This is a genomic window from Mycoplana rhizolycopersici, from assembly GCF_013378445.1.
Taxonomy (GTDB): Bacteria; Pseudomonadota; Alphaproteobacteria; order Rhizobiales; family Rhizobiaceae; genus Mycoplana; species Mycoplana rhizolycopersici.
The window spans coordinates 136,294-154,114 of record NZ_JABXYK010000008.1 but is presented as its reverse complement, the minus strand read 5'-3'; the positions used below and the strand labels follow the sequence as shown (position 1 = coordinate 154,114).

The 17,821-nt window shown below is 64.0% G+C and carries 15 protein-coding genes, 2 pseudogenes and 1 riboswitch; of the genes and pseudogenes, 5 read left to right on the top strand and 12 right to left on the bottom strand.

Annotated features, from left to right (window positions below; genetic code table 11):
• Window positions 1-204 precede the first annotated feature (204 nt).
• The 6 genes and pseudogenes from HV823_RS14760 to HV823_RS14740 form a co-directional block, all read right to left on the bottom strand.
• Window positions 205-966, bottom strand: a complete 762-nt coding sequence (locus tag HV823_RS14760) for an SDR family NAD(P)-dependent oxidoreductase (RefSeq protein ID WP_176950485.1) — start codon at window positions 964-966, stop codon at window positions 205-207.
• Between the two features lie 23 nt (window positions 967-989).
• A complete protein-coding gene (locus tag HV823_RS14755; RefSeq protein ID WP_176950484.1) occupies window positions 990-1,808 on the bottom strand; it encodes an ABC transporter permease in 819 nt (272 codons plus the stop codon).
• A complete protein-coding gene (locus HV823_RS14750) occupies window positions 1,808-2,674 on the bottom strand; it encodes an ABC transporter permease (protein ID WP_176950483.1) in 867 nt (288 codons plus the stop codon). The genes HV823_RS14755 and HV823_RS14750 overlap by 1 nt, the downstream gene beginning before the upstream one ends.
• Window positions 2,675-2,759: 85 nt before the next feature.
• A pseudogene (locus HV823_RS27365) lies at window positions 2,760-3,008 on the bottom strand (hypothetical protein); the annotation flags it as partial.
• Between the two features lie 184 nt (window positions 3,009-3,192).
• On the bottom strand, window positions 3,193-4,356 hold the full coding sequence (locus HV823_RS14745) for a polyamine ABC transporter substrate-binding protein (RefSeq protein ID WP_176950482.1): 1,164 nt from the start codon (window positions 4,354-4,356) through the stop codon (window positions 3,193-3,195).
• 39 nt (window positions 4,357-4,395) lie between these two features.
• Window positions 4,396-5,483, bottom strand: a pseudogene (locus HV823_RS14740) (ABC transporter ATP-binding protein).
• Window positions 5,484-5,746: 263 nt separating this feature from the next.
• Between HV823_RS14740 and HV823_RS14735 the strand changes: the two are divergent.
• The gene (locus tag HV823_RS14735) at window positions 5,747-6,487 is read left to right on the top strand and encodes a helix-turn-helix transcriptional regulator (protein ID WP_425487668.1); all 741 of its coding nucleotides are present in this window, start codon (window positions 5,747-5,749) and stop codon (window positions 6,485-6,487) included.
• 206 nt (window positions 6,488-6,693) lie between these two features.
• Here HV823_RS14735 and HV823_RS14730 read toward each other — a convergent pair whose 3' ends face one another.
• The 6 genes from HV823_RS14730 to HV823_RS14705 form a co-directional block, all read right to left on the bottom strand.
• Window positions 6,694-7,167 (bottom strand): 6,7-dimethyl-8-ribityllumazine synthase, encoded by a 474-nt coding sequence (locus HV823_RS14730; protein WP_176950480.1) that lies wholly within the window; start codon window positions 7,165-7,167, stop codon window positions 6,694-6,696.
• 93 nt (window positions 7,168-7,260) lie between these two features.
• A riboswitch (FMN riboswitch) is annotated at window positions 7,261-7,431 on the bottom strand.
• A gap of 122 nt (window positions 7,432-7,553) precedes the next feature.
• Window positions 7,554-8,615 carry an ABC transporter ATP-binding protein gene (locus tag HV823_RS14725; protein WP_176950479.1) on the bottom strand — a complete coding sequence of 354 codons (1,062 nt, stop codon included), beginning with the start codon at window positions 8,613-8,615 and terminating at the stop codon, window positions 7,554-7,556.
• 13 nt (window positions 8,616-8,628) lie between these two features.
• Complete coding sequence (locus HV823_RS14720) at window positions 8,629-9,420, bottom strand: ABC transporter permease (RefSeq protein ID WP_176950478.1); 792 nt, start codon at window positions 9,418-9,420, stop codon at window positions 8,629-8,631.
• Window positions 9,417-10,292, bottom strand: a complete 876-nt coding sequence (locus HV823_RS14715; protein ID WP_176950477.1) for an ABC transporter permease — start codon at window positions 10,290-10,292, stop codon at window positions 9,417-9,419. The genes HV823_RS14720 and HV823_RS14715 overlap by 4 nt, the downstream gene beginning before the upstream one ends.
• 117 nt (window positions 10,293-10,409) lie before the next feature.
• Window positions 10,410-11,516 (bottom strand): extracellular solute-binding protein, encoded by a 1,107-nt coding sequence (locus HV823_RS14710; protein WP_176950476.1) that lies wholly within the window; start codon window positions 11,514-11,516, stop codon window positions 10,410-10,412.
• Between the two features lie 127 nt (window positions 11,517-11,643).
• Window positions 11,644-12,501, bottom strand: a complete 858-nt coding sequence (locus HV823_RS14705; protein ID WP_210270807.1) for a MurR/RpiR family transcriptional regulator — start codon at window positions 12,499-12,501, stop codon at window positions 11,644-11,646.
• 192 nt (window positions 12,502-12,693) lie between these two features.
• On the opposite strand from HV823_RS14705, the gene HV823_RS14700 reads away from it, so the two are divergent.
• From HV823_RS14700 to HV823_RS14685, 4 genes are all read left to right on the top strand, one after another.
• Window positions 12,694-13,461: an N-formylglutamate amidohydrolase gene (locus HV823_RS14700; protein ID WP_176950588.1), complete on the top strand. Its 768-nt coding sequence runs from the start codon at window positions 12,694-12,696 to the stop codon at window positions 13,459-13,461.
• A 195-nt stretch (window positions 13,462-13,656) separates the two neighbouring features.
• On the top strand, window positions 13,657-15,027 hold the full coding sequence (locus tag HV823_RS14695) for a glutamine synthetase family protein (protein WP_176950474.1): 1,371 nt from the start codon (window positions 13,657-13,659) through the stop codon (window positions 15,025-15,027).
• 205 nt (window positions 15,028-15,232) lie between these two features.
• Complete coding sequence (locus HV823_RS14690; RefSeq protein ID WP_176950473.1) at window positions 15,233-16,618, top strand: aldehyde dehydrogenase family protein; 1,386 nt, start codon at window positions 15,233-15,235, stop codon at window positions 16,616-16,618.
• Complete coding sequence (locus tag HV823_RS14685) at window positions 16,615-17,760, top strand: iron-containing alcohol dehydrogenase (protein ID WP_176950472.1); 1,146 nt, start codon at window positions 16,615-16,617, stop codon at window positions 17,758-17,760. Before HV823_RS14690 ends, HV823_RS14685 begins: the two co-directional genes overlap by 4 nt.
• Window positions 17,761-17,821: the final 61 nt, after the last annotated feature.

Sequence of the window (17,821 nt, the reverse complement as noted above, 5' to 3'; positions counted from 1 at the left end):
ATTTTCTCCGTCACCCCGGACTTGATCCGGGGTCCAGCAGCGTCGCGTCCGCGACGCAAAAAGTGCTTTATCGCGCAAGGACTTGCGCGGCTGGATGCCGGATCAAGTCCGGCATGACGGGAGGAGGGGCGTTCCGGCGACATATGTCGGAACGCAGACAGCACTCTGCCACGGCGTGGCGTGCCACCTACCGGAGTACCGCCCTCACACCACCGTCTCCCCGCCATCGACCACCAGCGCCTGGCCGGTCATGTAGCTGGAGCGGTCGGAGACGAGGAAGAGGATCGGCTCGGCGATCTCGGCAACATCCGCCCAGCGGCCCATCGGGACCTTGTCGCGGACATAGGCCTCGATCGCGTCGCGACCGCCCATCTGCGCGATGAAGGGGGCGTTGAAGGGGGTGTCGACCCATCCCGGGCAGAGCGCATTGACGCGGATGCCGAAGCGGGCGTAGTCGCCGGCCATCTGCTTCGTCATGGCGATCACGGCGTGCTTGGTCGTCGTGTAGGCGATCATCTCGCGGTCGTAGAGGATGCCGGAGGACGAGGACGTGTTGAGGATGACGCCCTTGCCTTGCCGCTTCATCGCTGGCGCGACCAGCCGGGCGGCGATGAAATGGGCGCGCACGTTCAGGTTCCAGGACCGGTCGAAGCCGTCGATCGCCACCTGCTCCAGGTCGCCCTCCACCTGCGCGCCGGCGTGGTTGTGGAGGATGTCGATGCGGCGGAAGCGTCCGAGGATGCCTTCGACCATTGCCGCGACGGCGTCGTCGTCGGTAACGTCGAGGATCGCGGCCTCGGCGCGGCCACCGGCGGACGTGATGCGACCAACGGTTTCCGCGGCACCCGCCGCGTCACGGTCGGTCACGACGACGATGGCGCCCTCGCGCGCCATGATCTCGGCACCTGCGCGGCCGATGCCGGAGCCGCCACCGGTGACGATGGCGACCTGTTCCTTCAGGATCATCTTTCTCACTCCCCAGTGACTGTCTATTCGGTGCTCTTTGTCTTCCTCTCGCGCATCAGCACCCGTGCGGCGAGAATGAGTATGAGCGAGGCGACCAGCACCATGGTCGCCACCGCGTTGATCTCCGGCGTCACGCCGCGGCGGATCGAGGCGAAGACGTAGATCGGCAACGTCGTCTTCGAGCCTGCGACGAAGAAGGCGACGATGAAATCGTCGAAGGAGAAGGTGAAGGCGAGCAGGAAGCCGGCCAGCACCGAGGGCAGGATCTGCGGCAGCACGATCTGGTGGAAGGTCGTCCAGGGCGTGGCGTAGAGATCGGCCGAGGCCTCGACGATGTCGCGACCGAGGCTTGCGATCCGGGCCTTCACGATCATGGCCACCAGCGCCATGGTGAAGAGGCCGTGGGCTGCGATGATCGAGCCGTAGCCGAGGCCGAACTGCGGCGGGCGTTCGCCTGGCCAGAGGCTTGCGATTGCCGGGTTGATCGCGCCGAAGACGGCGACGAGGGCGACGAGCGTGGCAATCCCGATGACGACGCCGGGCACGACGATCGCCGCCGCCATCAGCCCCTCGAAGACGGCGCGCATTCGCGGACCGAGCCGCTGCATGCCGAGTGCGGCCATCGTGCCGAAGACGGCGGCGAGGATGGCGCTGGTAAACGCGATGATCAGGCTGTTCTGCAGGGCGGTGATCAGGAAGGTGTTTCCCAGCGCCTTGCCATACCATTGCAGCGAGAAGCCGGTGAACTCGCTGGCGCTACGGCCGGCATTGAAGGAAAACAGCACCACCAGCGCGATCGGCGCATAGAGGAAGACGTAGACTGCGGTCATCAGGGCGCGCATCAGACGAGATCCACCTGTCTGGAGCCGGAGATCCGCCAGGCGATCCGCATCGCCACCATCAGGATGACGACGACGACGAGCACAAGCGTGACGGCGATCGCCGAGCCGAACGGCCAGTTGCGTGATTGCAGGAACAGATCGACCAGCGCGTTGCCGATGAAGAACACCTTGCCGCCGCCCAGCAACTGCGGGATCAGGTATTCGCCAAGAAGCAGGATGGTGACGAGCGCCACGCCGGTCATCACGCCCGGCAGCGACAGCGGCAGGGTGACGGAGAAGAAGGTCGAGACCGGCTTGGCGCCGAGGTCAGCGGAGGCCTCCAGCAGGCGGCGGTCCAGCTTTTCCAGGCTGACATAGATCGGCATGATCATCAGCGGCAGGTAGCCGTAGACGATGCCGAGCAGCACGGCGCCCGGCGTGTTCAGCATCCGCACGTCCTCGATGCCGATCATCGACAGCAGGTTCGGGATGCCGCGCGAGCCGAGGATGTACATCCAGGCATAGGTGCGCACGAGCAGGCTGGTCCAGAACGGCACGACCACGAGCGAGACCAGCATCAGCCGGTAGCGCGGGTCGGCCTTCACGGCGAGAAAATAGGCGGCCGGATAGGCGACGAGCAGGCAGACGAAGGCGCCGACGGGGGCGAGGATCAGCGTGTTCCAGAAGGCAGCGGCGCGGGCGGGAAGGTTCGCATACTGGGCCAGCGTAAAGGCAGGCTGGTAGCCGCCGGCCGGCGCCCGCTCGCCGAAGGAAAAGATCACCATGGCTGCGAAGGGCAGCACGAGGAAGACGAACAGCCACAGGCCCGACGGCGCCAGCAGCGCGGTCGTGACGAGGTTGCGTTTCGTTTTCGGGGCCAGGGGCATGAATGCTTTCCGGGTTCGGCGTGATGCGTGGTTGCCTGTACGGCGGCTTCAGGGATGGCACGGGCGGAGGTGTCCGCCGGTGTCGTTATCGTCGTGGTCGCCGCGCCGCGTTGCAGGGCCGGGTTGCAGGGCCGGTTTGCAGGGCCTGTGCCCGCATGGCGCAGGCCGCTAGCGTATATTTCGCGTTCGGCGGCGCTGAAGGGCGACATCGGCGCTGCCCCTCATCCGGCTGCCGCCACCTTCTCCCCGCAGGCGGGGAGAAGGAGTTCACCGCGGCGGGCTGCCCCGATCGAGGAGGCGTCAGGCCCTCTCGCTTGAAGGTCCGCCGGAAAGATGCCCTGAGGCCGTTCCGATGCCTGTGCCCACGAGCGGTGTGGGAGCATTCGGGTCAGCTCCTACGCTGCGATATGGACAGGGCGGCGCTTCGATCGTCCTTCTCCCCGCTCGCGGGGAGAAGGTGCCGGCAGGCGGATGAGGGGCTGCGCAGGTTGTGACCGCGGACGCCGCTGCTCATCGCATCACGCAGACTTGAACCGCGCCATCAGTTCCGCGCGCGCCGGGTCGGTCAGCGTCACGGCGGCGCCGAATTCGAGCGGGGTCAGCGAGGCCTCGTCCGGATAGACGATCTTGTTGGAGGTGATCTCCGGCGGCAGCAGGGCCATGACGCGGCTGTCGGTGGTCGGCGCGCCATTGGCGATGTGCTCCTTCACCGCGACGGCCGGATCCATCAGGAAGTTCAGCAGCGCATAGCCGGCCGGCTTGTTGGCCGCACTCTTCGGGATCGCATAGAAGTCCGACCAGATCTCGCCGCCGTCCTTGCCGAGCACGAACCGGATCTCGGGCATGTCGCGATTGAGCTGGGCGCCGTCATTGGTCCAGCACATGGTCATCCAGGCGTCGGTGGCGCGCATCGAGGGCTGGTAGTCGCTGTTGATGGCATAGAGATGCGGCTTGACCCTGATCAGCAGTTCCTCGGCCTTGGCCAATTCCTCCGGCTTTATCGAGTTGAAGGAATAGCCGAGCGCCACCAGTGCGTTGCCGATGGTGGTCAGCTGGTAGTCGTGCACCATGGCGCGGCCGTCGCCTTCGGCCATGGCGACGTCGAAGAACTCCTTCCAGCTGGTGATCGGCGTCTTGATCTTGCCGGAGTTGAAGGCGATGCCGGTCGTGCCCCAGTTCTTGGGCAGCGCATAGACCTTGCCGTCGACCGTGCCCTCGGCGGTGAAGCGGGTGTTCTGGGTCTTCGGGTCGAAGTTCGGCACCTGGGCAAGGTCGAGCGGGTCGATCAGGCCGAGGCCGGCATAGGTGGAGATCGTGTAGTTGGTGGGCACGAACAGGTCCCAGCCGGTGCCGCCGGCCTGGAGCTTGGCCAGCATCTCCTCATTGGAGCCGAACACGTTGACCTCGACGGCGACGCCGGTCTTTTCGGTGAAGGCCTCGAAGGTTGCCGGGTCGTGATAGTTCGGCCAGGTGGCGAGCGACATGGTCGAGCCGAGGTCCTGGGCGTAGGCGGGCGAACCGAAGACGCCCGGCTGGCGGCCGCCGATGACGGCTGCGGCGAGGCCGAGACCGGTGACGCCGAGGAAGTGCCGGCGGCTGACCGAGCCGCGCTTGACGCGCATCAGCTCGTCCATCAGGCGTTCGGCGCTGATCGGAGCATTCTCTCTGTACCATTTCGTCATGACACTGTTCCCTTCTTTTAATTGGGCGGCCCGTTCCCCTCAGGCCGGAAAGATATGCGCTTGCCCGGGATCGAAATTCATCGCGACCGTCTCGCCGGGCTCGACGAGGTCGCTGTCTTCGGTGCCGTGCCGTTCGGCGGTGACGAGCAGGTCGCCCAGTCCCGGCACGGAGATGGAGTATTCGGCCGAAGAGCCGAGGAAGATGCGGTGCGTCACCGTCCCTTCCAGCAGCGCGCCGTTGGACTTGCCCGACGGCCGCGTCAGCCGGACGACCTCCGGCCGCAGCGCCACCACCGCGGCGCCGGCCTTGAGGTCGCGCGCCTTTGCGGTCGCGAGCGTCCTGCCGTTCGCAAGCGTCACGCTGGCATTGGCCGGATCGACGGTCGCTGTGAGCCGGTTCGTCTTGCCGACGAAATCGGCGACGAAGAGATCGGCGGGACGGTCGTAGATTTCCTTCGGCGAGGCGAGCTGGCGCACGCGGCCGGCATTCATCACGCAGACGAGATCGCTCATCGACAGCGCCTCTTCCTGGTCGTGGGTGACGAGGACGAAGGTGATGCCGAGGTCGCGCTGCAGGCTTTGCAGTTCGAACTGCATGGCGGTGCGCAGCTTCTTGTCGAGGGCTGCTAGGGCTCGTCGAGCAGCAGCACGGAGGGCTTGTTGACGAGCGCACGCGCCAGCGCCACGCGTTGCTGCTGGCCGCCGGACAGTTCGTGGATGCGGCGTGCGGCATAGCCGCCGAGGCGCACCATCTCCAGCGCCTCGCCGACGCGGCGGGCGATCTCCGCCTTGGAAAGCCGCGGGCGCAGCTGTTTCAGGCCGTAGGCGACGTTGTTCTCCACATCGAAATGCGGAAAGAGCGCGTATTGCTGGAAAACCATGTTCACCGGCCGGCGGTAGGCGGGCACACCGTTCATCGCAGCGCCGCCGACGAAGACCTCGCCCTCGCTGGGGTGCTCAAAGCCGCCGATCATGCGCAGGCATGTCGTCTTGCCGCAGCCGGAAGGGCCGAGAAGGGCGACGAAAGCGCCCTTCGGTACGGCGAGATTGATGTCCGAGACGGCGGTGACGGCGCCATAGCGCTTGCTCACCGAACGGAACTCGATGTCGTTTGCAACCGATGTCACGTCTGTTCCCTGCGGTCTGTTGGTTATGCCGGCGGTCTTGGGCCGCCTTTGCCGCTGTGTTGGTTCCGATGCTAGTCAGGAACAGGGGCTCAGGTATATACCCCGTGGGAGGTATTTTCTCGCTTTTGCTGCTGTGGAAGGAGTATATCCGTCCCGTCGAGATTGGCGGGGCCCGACGCGGGACAGGGAGTAGCCGGGCAATCATGCGGGTCGATTTTGCATCGCTCTTCCAGGCTCTCGCCGATTGCCTCGGCCAAAGCGGCATGACGGATTCCGACGCCGGCATGCTGTTCATGAAGACGATGCGTGCGCTGGTGCGTTTTGACGATGTCGTGATCTTCGCCTATCGGGGCAAGGAGCGGCCGATCGATCTCTTCAGCACCTTCGGGCCGCAGGACCACGAGGTCTTCGTCAGCCTGTACCAGGCGGGACCCTTTCTGCTGGATCCGTTCTACCATGCGGCGCGATCGGGCAAGACCGGCGTGTTTCGGATGCGCGAACTGGCCCCGGACCGGTTCTTTTCCTCCGAATACTATCGCACCTACTATTCGCAGACGAAGCTTGCCGAGGAGACAGGTTTCTTCGTCGCGCGTCCGGACGGCGTGACGGTGGTGCTGTCCCTGATGCGGCGCGAGCGAAGTGGCACCTTTCCGGCAGGCGAGTTCTCGCTTCTTGCCGACGCCGCGCCGTTCGTGGAGGCTTTCGTGGGGATGGCGTGGCCCCAGCTGTCCCGCCGCTTCGATACGCTTGCGAAGGGGAGCAGCAGACGCCGTCGCGAGCCTGCCAACGCGGCTGACCGGATCTGGCGGAAGCTCAATCTGACGGATCGGGAAGCGGCGATCGTCGAGCTGGTGCTGCAGGGCTTCTCGTCGGAATCGATCGGCCTGACGCTGGCGATTTCCACCGGCACGGTGAAGGTCCATCGTCGGAACGTCTACCGCAAGCTCGGGATTTCCTCGCAGATGCAACTGCTGTCGGTCTATCTGAAGAGCCTGGAGGCTTAAAGCAGTCGCGCGAGCGTGCGCAGGGCTTGCGACAACGCATGCTTCAGGCGTCCGCCCGTTTAATGCGGTCCGGCTTGTCTCCAAATTGTCGAGTCATTCCAGGCTGTTGCCTGTGAAGGCTGGCAGTTTGATTCCAGACCTTCAGGCGCTTGAGGAGCGGCGCCGGAAACGCCCGCGGGAGGAAGGTTTCGCGCGGGCGTCCTGCATCATGCGTTGACGAGGGCGGCCTTGGCTCTCGCATCGATGATCTGGGCTGCGGCGTGTGCCGCTTCCTTGCCCTTGATGACGAAATGGTCGCGGAAGAAGGCGATGTGCGCTTCGCTTTCCTGGAAATTGTGCGGCGTCAGCACGGCGGAAAGCACCGGCACGTCGGTGTCGAGGCCGACGCGGACGATCGCGTCGACGACGGAGCCGGCGACGAAATCGTGGCGATAGATGCCGCCGTCGACGACGAGGGCCACGCCGAGGATCGCGGCATAGCGGCCGGTGCGTGCCAGCGTCTGCGCATGCAGCGGGATCTCGAGCGCGCCGGGGACGTCGACGATCTCGACGTCATCGGCCCGGCCGCCGAGGGCCGCCCATTCGGATACGAAGCTGTCGACGCAACGATCGACGATGCCGGCGTGCCAGCGCGCGCGGATGACGGCGATCTTCGTCGAGGGGTTTGCAGAGATGTTCATGCCTTGGCCTTTCAAGGGTTGAGCCATTTTTCAATGATCCCCTTGGGCGAACACGCAGGACGGACACGCCAAAGCCTGGCCGATGGCCCGCCTGCTTGCTCTCTTTCATCCGGACTATTGACCGTCGGCTCCGGCGTCTCACCGGATCTGCTGACCCTTCGACGGAGGTCGAAGGCGCTCGCGGGCTCCGGAGCATCGAAGTGATATTCGCCTCGACCGTCCGATACCGCCGGTGGGGAATTCCACCCCGCCCTGAGAACATCCCGACACTACATGGCCGGCTTCGGCGGATCAAATGCACAAGCGACGAAATCCACACGAGGTGCGACAGATTTTTTCCAACCTGGCAGCGATTGGAAAAATGCCGTTTCGCTCACGCCGTATCGTCAGTCGCGAATGATCAGCAGGTCGCTTGCGGTGAAGCGCAGCGTCACCGTCTCGCCGACGGCGGGCGGCCTGAGGCCGGGGCTGTTGAACATGTCGAAGGATATGACGCTGGCGCCGACGCGCATGCGCGTGCGCACGACCGAGCCCAGGAAGTTGCTGCTGACGACTTCGCCGGCAAGCGCCGTATCGCCCTTCGCGCCTTCTGCAATGGAGCCGGCCTCCGGACGCAGGGCCAACGATACCGTGTCGCCGGCCTTGACCGGGCCGAGCGGCTCGCGCAGCGTGACGCCCTGGTCGCCGATCGAAATGCGGTTTGCCACCGGATCGATCACCTTGGCCTCGATCAGGTTGAGCGTGCCGACGAAGGAGGCGACGAAACGGGTGGCGGGGCGATTGTAGATTTCGGCCGGCGCGCCGATCTGGTCGGCGGCGCCCGCATTCATCACCACGATCCGGTCCGAGATCGACAGCGCTTCCTCCTGGTCGTGGGTGACGAAGACGGTGGTGATGCCGAGTTGCTGCTGGATCATGCGGATTTCCTCACGCAGCGAAACGCGGATCTTGGCGTCGAGCGCCGAGAGCGGCTCGTCCAGCAGGAGGACCTGAGGCTTGGGCGCCAGCGCGCGCGCAAGCGCCACGCGCTGCTGCTGGCCGCCGGAGAGCTGGTAGGGAAAGCGTTCTGCAAGATGCTCGAGTTTGATCAGTCCAAGCATCTCCTTCACCCGTGCCTCGATCTCGGGCTTCGAACGGCCGGCGACCTTGAGGCCGAACGCGACGTTGTCGAACACGTTCATGTTGGGGAAGAGCGCATAGGCCTGGAACACCATGCCGATGTTGCGCTGGTTCGGCTTCAGGCCGGACTGGTCCTTGCCCGCCACCGTGATCGTGCCGCCGCTCGGCGTTTCGAAGCCTGCGATCATGCGCAGCACCGTCGTCTTGCCGCAGCCGGACGGGCCAAGGAAGGAGACGAACTCCCCTTTCTCGATCTCCATGTTGAAATCACTAACGACCTGCACCTGCCCGAAGGACTTCTGGATATGGCTGAGTGAGAGAAACGTCATATGGATAGTGTCCTCAGGCCTTTGCGGGCGCGGTTTTCTGGAAGCGGGATACGAGCTGGATCAGCGCAAGGCAGCCCCAGGTTATGGCGAATGCGATCACAGAGAGCGCAAAGGGCTCATAGGCCTTGTTGGCGCCGATGCGCTGCAAATAGGGTCCGAAAGCCGGCCGGTCGAGAAGAGCGGCCAGGGTGAATTCGCCGATGACGATCGCGAAGGTCAGGAAGGCGCCCGAGAGGACGGCGGCGATGACGTTCGGCAGGATGATGCGGCCGAGAATGGTCGCCCAGCCAGCGCCGAGGCTTTGTGCGGCTTCGGTCAGCGTGGCGACGTCGATTGTGCGCAGGCCCGTGTCGACGGCGCGATACATGTAGGGCAGGGCAAGAATGGTATAGCCGAAGGCCAGCAGAATGTTGGTGCCAAGTGTCGAGCCGGTCAGCGGCAACCAACTGGAGGTGTTGTACAGGCGGATGTAGCCGAAGACGATGACGATGGCCGGAATGACCAGCGGCAGCAGCGTCAGGAATTCGACATAGGGTCTTGCCCACGGCATCTTCAGCCGCACCCAGAAAGCGGTCGGTACGACGATCAGGATCCCGATGGCGATCGTCACCAGAGCCATGACGACGGAGTATGTGAACGTTGCCTGGAACTGCGGATCGGCGAGAACGCGAGCATAGGCGTCGAAGCTGTAGACGCCACGCCGGGCCCTCAGCGAAAACTCGAACAGTCCGCCGAGCGGGACGAAGAAGTATAGCAGGCCGAAGATCAGTGCCGCCCAGCCGGCGATGCGTGCCCAGACACTCATTTCAGCCACCTCTCAGCGCGCATGCGGAGCCAGATGTAGAGGACATTGGCAACAGCCGTGATGACGATCATGCCGAAGGCCATGGCGTAGCCGAGGTTCGGGTTTCCGAGAACGTCGCCCCTGATCTGTGCGAAGAGCTGAATGGGCACGATGTTGAGGCTCGAGCCCGTAAGCGCGATGGCGGTGGCGACGGCGCCGAAGGCATTGGCGAACAAGAGGGCAAACGTGCCGAGCAGCGAGGGAAACAGGATCGGCAGTGCGACCATGCGCCAGTATTGCAGGCCCGTCGCGCCCAGGATCGATGCCGCCTCGCGCCACTCGCGGCGAAGGCCCTCGAGAGCGGGTGCGATGATCAGGATCATCAGCGGAATCTGGAAGAACAGATAGGTGACCGTCAGCCCCCAGAAGCTCAGGATATTGAAGCCGAAGTCGCGCTGCAGCACGATGCCGAAATTGTTGCGGAGGAACAGGGTCACGAGGCCGACTGGCCCAAACGTGGCGAGAAAGGCGAAAGCAAGCGGCACGCCGGCAAAGTTCGATGCGACGCCGGAAAATGTCAGAAGCGGAGACTTGATCCAGCGGGGGACCGCTTCGAAGACGACCGCAGCCGCCATCGCAAAGCCTATCAGGCTGCCGAGGGCTGCCGAAGCCACGGAGATCTTGACGGAGATCCAGTAGCTCGACGGGATTGTCCCGGTGTTCAGGTCTATGATGTTCTGGAGCGTGAAGGTGCCGTCACGCGTCTGGAAGGCGCCGATGACGATATGCATCGTCGGCAGCACCAGGAACATCAGGACGAAGATCACGAAGGGCATCAGGCCCAACCATGTAAGCGGAAGTCGCTGGCGTAGCGTATGGAGGGCTCGGTTCATCGTCCTGGATCGCTTGGGAGGGCCGATTTCAATTCCGGCCAAATTAAGGCGGCGGCAATGGGAATGACAAGCCCCGGCCCGAAGGTTCGGGCCGGGGCTTGTGATCACGGGTTCACTTTACTGGACGTTTGCGCCGACGACGCCGTCCCAGCCGCCGGTGACCGAAGCCTTGTTGGCGTTCTGCTCTTCTACGGTCGGGAAGACGGCCGCTTCATAGCTTTCTGCCGGGGGCAGGGCGTCGATCAGTTCCTGCGGGACCTTGCCGGCCTTGACCATGGCGTTGAAGCGAGCCGGGTGGCAGTAGCCCTTCAGCCACAGGTTCTGGCCTTCGTCCGAATAGAGGTGCTCCATCCACAGCTTGGCGGCGTTCGGATGCGGGGCGTAGGCGGAAATGCCCTGGACATAAACGCCGGCAAGGACGCCGGACTTCGGAACGACGACCTCGACCGGCGGGTTGTCCTTCAGTTCGTCGCGCCAGGCGAGAGCGTTGTAGTCCCAGGCGATCGCGATCGGGGTTGCGCCCTGGGCAATCGTGCCGGCCTTGGCGATGACCGGAACGAAGTTGCCAGCCTTGTTCAGCTCGGCGAAGTATTCCAGACCGGCCTTACCGGATTCCTCGCCCGGCTTGGCGCCCTTCGACAGGCCGGCGGCGAGAACGCCGAGAATTGCCTGGTTCGAAGCGCGGGGATCACCGGCAAGCGCGACCTGCGCGGCATATTCCGGCTTGAGCAGGTCGGCCCAGTCGGCCGGCGTGTTCTTGACGAGGTCCTTGTTCACGATGAACGACAGAACGCCGTAGTAGTCGCCGTACCAGTAGCCCTCGGCGTCCTTGATCGTGTCCGGAATCTCGTCCCAGGTGGAGACCTTGTAGGGCTGCAGCAGGCCTTCGGCCTTCATCTGCGGACCGAAGGCGAGGCCGACGTCAACAACGTCGGGCGCCTGCGGGCCCTTGTTGTCCTTGTTGGCCTTGATGGCTTCGACTTCGTCCGCCGAGCCGGCGTCGGGGTTCAGTTCGTTGACCTGGATTTCCGGATACTTTGCCTTGAAGCTGGCGATGACGTCGCCATAGCCGCACCAGCTGTGGGGCAGCGCGATCGTGGTGAGCATACCTTCCTTCTTGGCGGCTTCGACCAGTTCGGCGCTCGGCTCGGCAGCGGCTATAGCGGTGGTAGCGACCAGGATCGCGGTGGAGAGCGATAGCAGGCGGCGGGTGCGTGACATCACGGGTGTTCTCCTTTGTGTGTGTCAGTCAGCTTCGGCGAAGCTGATACTGGTGCGGCATGAAGCTTATGTGACAGTATTTAAATGCTTTTCCCGATCACTGATGATTCTGGTTAACGCGGCGGCAGGATCATCCCGGTTTGCGAAAGAGACGGCTTGCGGCAACCAGTTCCTCCAGCGTTCTCATTCTTTCCTTGGTCTCGCTCCAGTTGGCGCTTTGTGCTGCTTCGATCAGCGCCTCGACGACGAACAGCGTGACCACGGAGGAGTCCCAGGCGGAAGGCGCCTCGATATGGATGCGGAAGACGTGCGCGGCGAGCTTTGCGATCGGCGAAGCCCACTGGTCCGTGAACAGGACGATCTCCACGCCCCGTTCGCGCGCGATCCGGGCGAAGGTCTCCATCTCGTGCTCGTAGCGGCGGATATCGAATATGACGACAACGTCGCCGGGCTTCATGTTCAGGACATATTGCGGCCAGGCGCTCGGGATGGGCGAAAGCTGGGTGACGTTTGGCCGGACGACCTGGAGGTGGGTGAAGAGGTAGTCCGCCAGAGCCTTGGTGATGCGGCCGCCGACGATATAGATGTTGCGCTTGCGATTGGCGATCAGCGCCGTGGCGCCGTCGAAATCGGCCAGATCGAGCTGCGACAAGGTCTGGCGCAGGTTGCCCATGATCGCATCGGCAAACCGGTTGAGAATGTGGGTGCCCGGGGCGTTCGCTGCCCAGCGGTCGTGCTTGGCGATGGGGTTGGAAAGCGTCGCCTCCAGTTCATGGTGCAGGTGCGACTGGAAATCGGGGAAGCCGCGATAGCCGAGCTTCTGCACCATGCGTGCGACGGTCGGCGTCGAGACGCGGGCGTTCTCAGCCACGGTGGTGATGCTACCGAGGCCGGACACCGGATAGTTGTCCAGAAGCGATGTCGCCAGCTGCTTTTCGGCGCGCGTGAGCGTGTCGAAATGGGCGTTGATCACGTCGGACACCGTCATGGATGCCTGATTCAACGTCACGATTTTCCCCTGCCTGCCGCTCTCTGTCGGCTTCCGGTGAAATTAAACATCGCTGTCACAATTGGTGTCAAACGTTTTTTTGAAGAGATAGTTTCTGTCCCCGTTGACAACTGGAGCGACGTGAAGAATTCTCTTCACAAATATGATTGGCCGATCGAGGGGACCGGCTGCATGGGAATGTTATCAGCTCGGGAAGGCGACCCTGTCATCGTCGAAAACGCCGAGGGCCGCAGCCGGTTCGTGCTGGTCTGCGAGCACGCCTCCAGGCTCATGCCGGAGCGGCTCGGCACGCTTGGCCTGTCAGTGGAAGCGCTGGAAAGCCACATTGCCTGGGATCCGGGTGCGCTCGCGGTCGCCCGCATCATGTCCCGCAGCCTCGACGCCACGTTGATCCACCAGCGTTTTTCGCGCCTGGCCTATGATTGCAACAGACCGCCGGAAGCACCGGGCGCGATGCCGGAGACGAGTGAGATCTATCCCGTACCGGGCAATCAGGCCCTTAGCGACGCCGCTCGATTGGAGCGCGCCGAATCGCTATACTTTCCTTTCCGCGACCGCATCGCCGCCCTTGTCCGCGAGCGCATCGCGGCAGGCAGGGCGCCGGTCCTCGTCACCGTTCACAGCTTCACGCCGATCTATTTCGGCAAGCCGCGTCAGGTCGAGGTCGGCATTCTGCACGACGAGGACGCAAGGCTGGCCGATCTGATGCTTGAAGCCGCCGGGCGCTCCGGGCTGTTTGCCACGCGCCGCAACGAACCCTACGGTCCGCAGGACGGCGTCACGCATACGCTGAAGGTGCACGGGCTGGCCAACGGCCTGCTCAACGTGATGATCGAGGTCCGCAACGACCTCATTCAGGACGACACCAGCCAGGGGGTCATGGCTGACTATCTGACGGGACTGCTGCTGGAAAGCATGGCACCGGCATCAGCAAAATAACGAGGCCTCGGGGAGTGGCATGCCGCGGAGTACCGCCCATGACGGTCATGGGGCGCAGGCCTTGGGTTCCCGGCATCCCGCAGAAAGGGTGGACGGTGAGGTCTGAGGGGCATTTTCGAGCGGGGGCCGCGCGTTCGGCCTCCTTCTTACCGGTCGCCGGAGGGGCGGCTGCAATCCGTTAACAGGGCTTAAATCATGAGCGCAGGCTATTCGCTGGAAGAACTGAAGAAGGATGTCGCCGAGGGCCGCATCGATACCGTGCTGGCATGCCAGGTCGATATGCAGGGACGGCTGATGGGCAAGCGCTTCCATGCCCAGTTCTTCGTCGACGGCGCCTATGAGGAAACGCACAGCTGCAACTACCTGCTTGCGACCGACATGGAGATGGAGACGGTGTCGGGCTATCGCTCGACGAGCTGGGCTTCCGGCTACGGCGACTACACGATGAAGCCGGACCTTTCGACGCTGAGGCGCATTCCGTGGCTTGAGGGGACGGCGCTGGTGCTCTGCGACGTGCTCGACCACCACACGCACAAGGAGGTTCCGCATTCGCCGCGGGCGATCCTGAAGCGGCAGGTCAAGCGGCTGGAGGCGATGGGGCTGAAGGCCTACATGGCGAGCGAGCTGGAATTCTTCCTCTTCGACCAGACCTATGACGACGCCCGCGAGAGCGGCTACCGCGACCTGCGGCTCGTCAGCGGCTACAACGAGGATTACCACATCTTCCAGACGACCAAGGAAGAGGACGTGATGCGGGCCATTCGCAATGGCCTGCAGGGGGCGGGCATTCCGGTCGAGAACTCCAAGGGTGAGGCCTCGGCCGGCCAGGAGGAGATCAACGTGCGCTATGCCGACGCGCTGACCATGGCCGACCGGCATGTCATCATCAAGAACGGCTGCAAGGAGATCGCCTGGCAGCGGGGCAAGGCGATCACCTTCCTCGCCAAATGGCATTACAACGCGGCCGGATCGTCGTCGCACTTGCACCAGTCGCTCTGGAGCCTGGACGGCAAGACCTCCAAATTCCACGATCCCGAGGCCAAGTACGGCATGTCGGAGATGATGCGCAGCTATGTCGCCGGTCTGCTCAACCATGCCAGCGAGATCACCTATTTCCTCGCCCCCTACATCAATTCCTACAAGCGCTTCATGGCCGGCACGTTCGCGCCGACCAAGGCTGTCTGGAGCAAGGACAACCGCACGGCCGGCTACCGGCTCTGCGGCGAGAACACGAAGGCGATCCGCATCGAATGCCGCGTCGGCGGCTCCGACCTCAACCCCTATCTTGCCATGGCGGCGCTGCTTGCGGCGGGCATTGCCGGGATCGAGGGCAATCTGGAGCTCGAGGCGCCCTTCGTCGGCGATGCCTATGGCGGCCAGGGCATTCGCGAGATCCCCAAGACCCTGCGCGAGGCGACCGAATTCATGACGACGTCGAAAATGCTGCGCGAGGCTTTCGGCGAGGAGGTTATCGACCACTATACGCGCGCTGCGGAGTGGGAGCAGGAGGAATACGACCGCCGTGTGACGGATTGGGAAGTGGCGCGCGGCTTCGAGAGGGCGTAATAACGGCGCGGGATTTGCCCCTCACCCTAACCCTCTCCCTGCAAAGGGGAGAGAGGACCTGGCCTGCGAACGGGTGCTGGTCCAGGAAAGCGGTGCGGCATATTTCCTTCTCCACGCTTGCGGGGAGAAGGTGGCCGACAGGCCGGATGAGGGGCAGCCGGAGCGTCAAAACCAGAATTCCGATAGAACCAACAGGAAACCGATCATGACCGTGATCAAATGCATATCTCCCATCGACGGCTCGGTTTACGCCGAGCGCGAGGCGCTGCCGCTGGACAAGGCGAAGGACGTCGTCGCCCGCGCCCGCAAGGCGCAGAAGGCCTGGGCACGCCGGCCGCTGGAAGACCGCGTGCAACTGGTGCTCAAGGGCGTCGCCCGGTTGAACGAGATGGCCGACGAGATCGTGCCGGAACTTGCCTGGCAGATGGGCCGTCCGGTGCGCTACGGCGGCGAATTCAAGGGCTTCAACGAGCGCTCCAACTATGTCGCCGAAATCGCCCATTCCTCGCTGGCGCCGATCATCATCGAAAATAGCGACCGCTTCGAGCGTCGCATCGAGCGCGAAGCGCATGGCGTCGTCTTCGTCATCGCGCCGTGGAACTATCCCTATATGACCGCGATCAACACGATCGCGCCGGCGCTGATGGCCGGCAACACGGTGATCATCAAGCATGCCGCGCAGACGCTGCTCGTCGGCGAGCGGCTGGTGCGGGCCTTCGTCGAGGCCGGCGTACCGGAGGACGTATTCCAGAACATCTTCCTCGACCATGACACCACCTCGGCGCTGATTGCGGCGAACAGCTTCGATTTCATCAACTTCACCGGCTCGGTGGAGGGCGGACGTGCGATCGAGCGCGCCGCTGCCGGCACGTTTACGCCCGTCGGGCTCGAATTGGGCGGCAAGGACCCGGGCTACGTGATGGAAGACGCGGATCTGGACGCCGCCGTCGACACGCTGATGGACGGCGCCACCTACAATTCCGGCCAGTGCTGCTGCGGTATCGAGCGGGTCTACGTCAACGAGAAGCTCTATGACGCGTTCGTCGAGAAGTCGGTCGCGTGGGTCTCCAACTACAAGCTCGGCAATCCGCTGGACACGGAAACCACACTTGGGCCGATGGCGAACAAGCGCTTTGCGGCGACGGTTCGGGCGCAGATCGCCGACGCGGTCTCGCGCGGCGCGAAGGCTCTGGTCGATCCCAAGCTGTTTCCGGCCGATGATGGCGGCGCCTATATCGCTCCGCAGGTCCTTGTCGATGTGGACCATTCCATGGAGTTCATGACGGAAGAGACCTTCGGGCCCGCCGTCGGCATCATGAAGGTGAAGAGCGACGAGGAAGCGCTCAAGCTGATGAACGACTGCAAGTACGGCCTGACCGTCTCGCTCTGGACGCAGGACGCCGAGCGTGCCGCGCGCCTCGGCGGTGAGCTTGAGACCGGCACCGTGTTCATGAATCGCGCCGATTATCTCGATCCGGCGCTGTGCTGGACCGGTGTCAAGGAGACCGGCCGCGGCGGCTCGCTCTCCGTCATCGGCTTCCACAATCTCACCCGTCCGAAGTCCTATCACCTCAGGAAAGCACTCGCATGACGATCACTGCTAACTGGAGCTATCCGACCGCCATAAAGTTTGGCGCGGGGCGCATCAAGGAACTTGCCGACCACTGCAAGGCGGTCGGCATGAAGAAGCCGTTGCTGATCACCGACCGCGGCCTGGCGCCGATGGCGATCACGCAAAACGCGCTCGACATTCTCGACGCTGCCGGTCTCGGCCGGGCGATCTTTGCCGACGTCGATCCGAACCCGAACGACAAGAACCTCGAGGCCGGCGTCAAGGCGTTCCGCGACGGCGGCCATGACGGCGTCGTCGCCTTCGGGGGCGGCTCGGGCCTCGATCTCGGCAAGGCGGTCGCCTTCATGGCAGGGCAGACGCGGCCGGTCTGGGATTTCGAGGATATCGGCGACTGGTGGACACGCGCCTCCGTCGAGGGCATCGCTCCGATCGTCGCCGTGCCGACGACGGCCGGCACCGGTTCGGAAGTCGGGCGCGCCTCGGTGATCACCAATTCCGAGACCCACACGAAGAAGGTGATCTTCCACCCGAAGTTTTTGCCGGCCGTGACGATCTGCGATCCGGAGCTGACGGTCGGAATGCCCAAGGTGATCACGGCGGGCACCGGCATGGACGCCTTCGCCCATTGCCTGGAGGCCTACTCCTCGCCGTTCTATCACCCGATGAGCCAGGGCATCGCACTGGAAGGCTTGCGGCTGGTGAAGGAATATCTTCCGCGGGCCTATGCGGACGGCAGCGACATCGAGGCGCGCGCCAACATGATGTCGGCGGCCGCAATGGGCGCGGTCGCCTTCCAGAAGGGGCTCGGCGCAATCCACTCGCTGTCGCATCCGGTGGGCGCCATCTACAACACCCATCACGGCATGACCAATGCGGTCGTGATGCCGCCGGTGCTGCGCTTCAACCGGCCGGCCATCGAAGGCAAGATCGCGGCAGCCGCCGCCTATCTCGGTATTTCGGGCGGGTTCGACGGGTTCTACGACTACGTCCTGCAGTTGCGTACCGAACTCGGCGTTCCCGACAAGCTGTCTGCGCTTGGCGTAGGCACCGACCGGATCGATGAAATGGCTGCCATGGCGATCGTCGATCCGACTGCAGGCGGAAACCCGGTCGAACTGACCCTCGATGCCGCGAAGAAGCTCTTCGCAGAGTGCATCTGAGACCGAACGGCGAGCGACAAGACGAAGACCCGGTGCGCGTGCGCCGGGTCTTCGCGTTCTC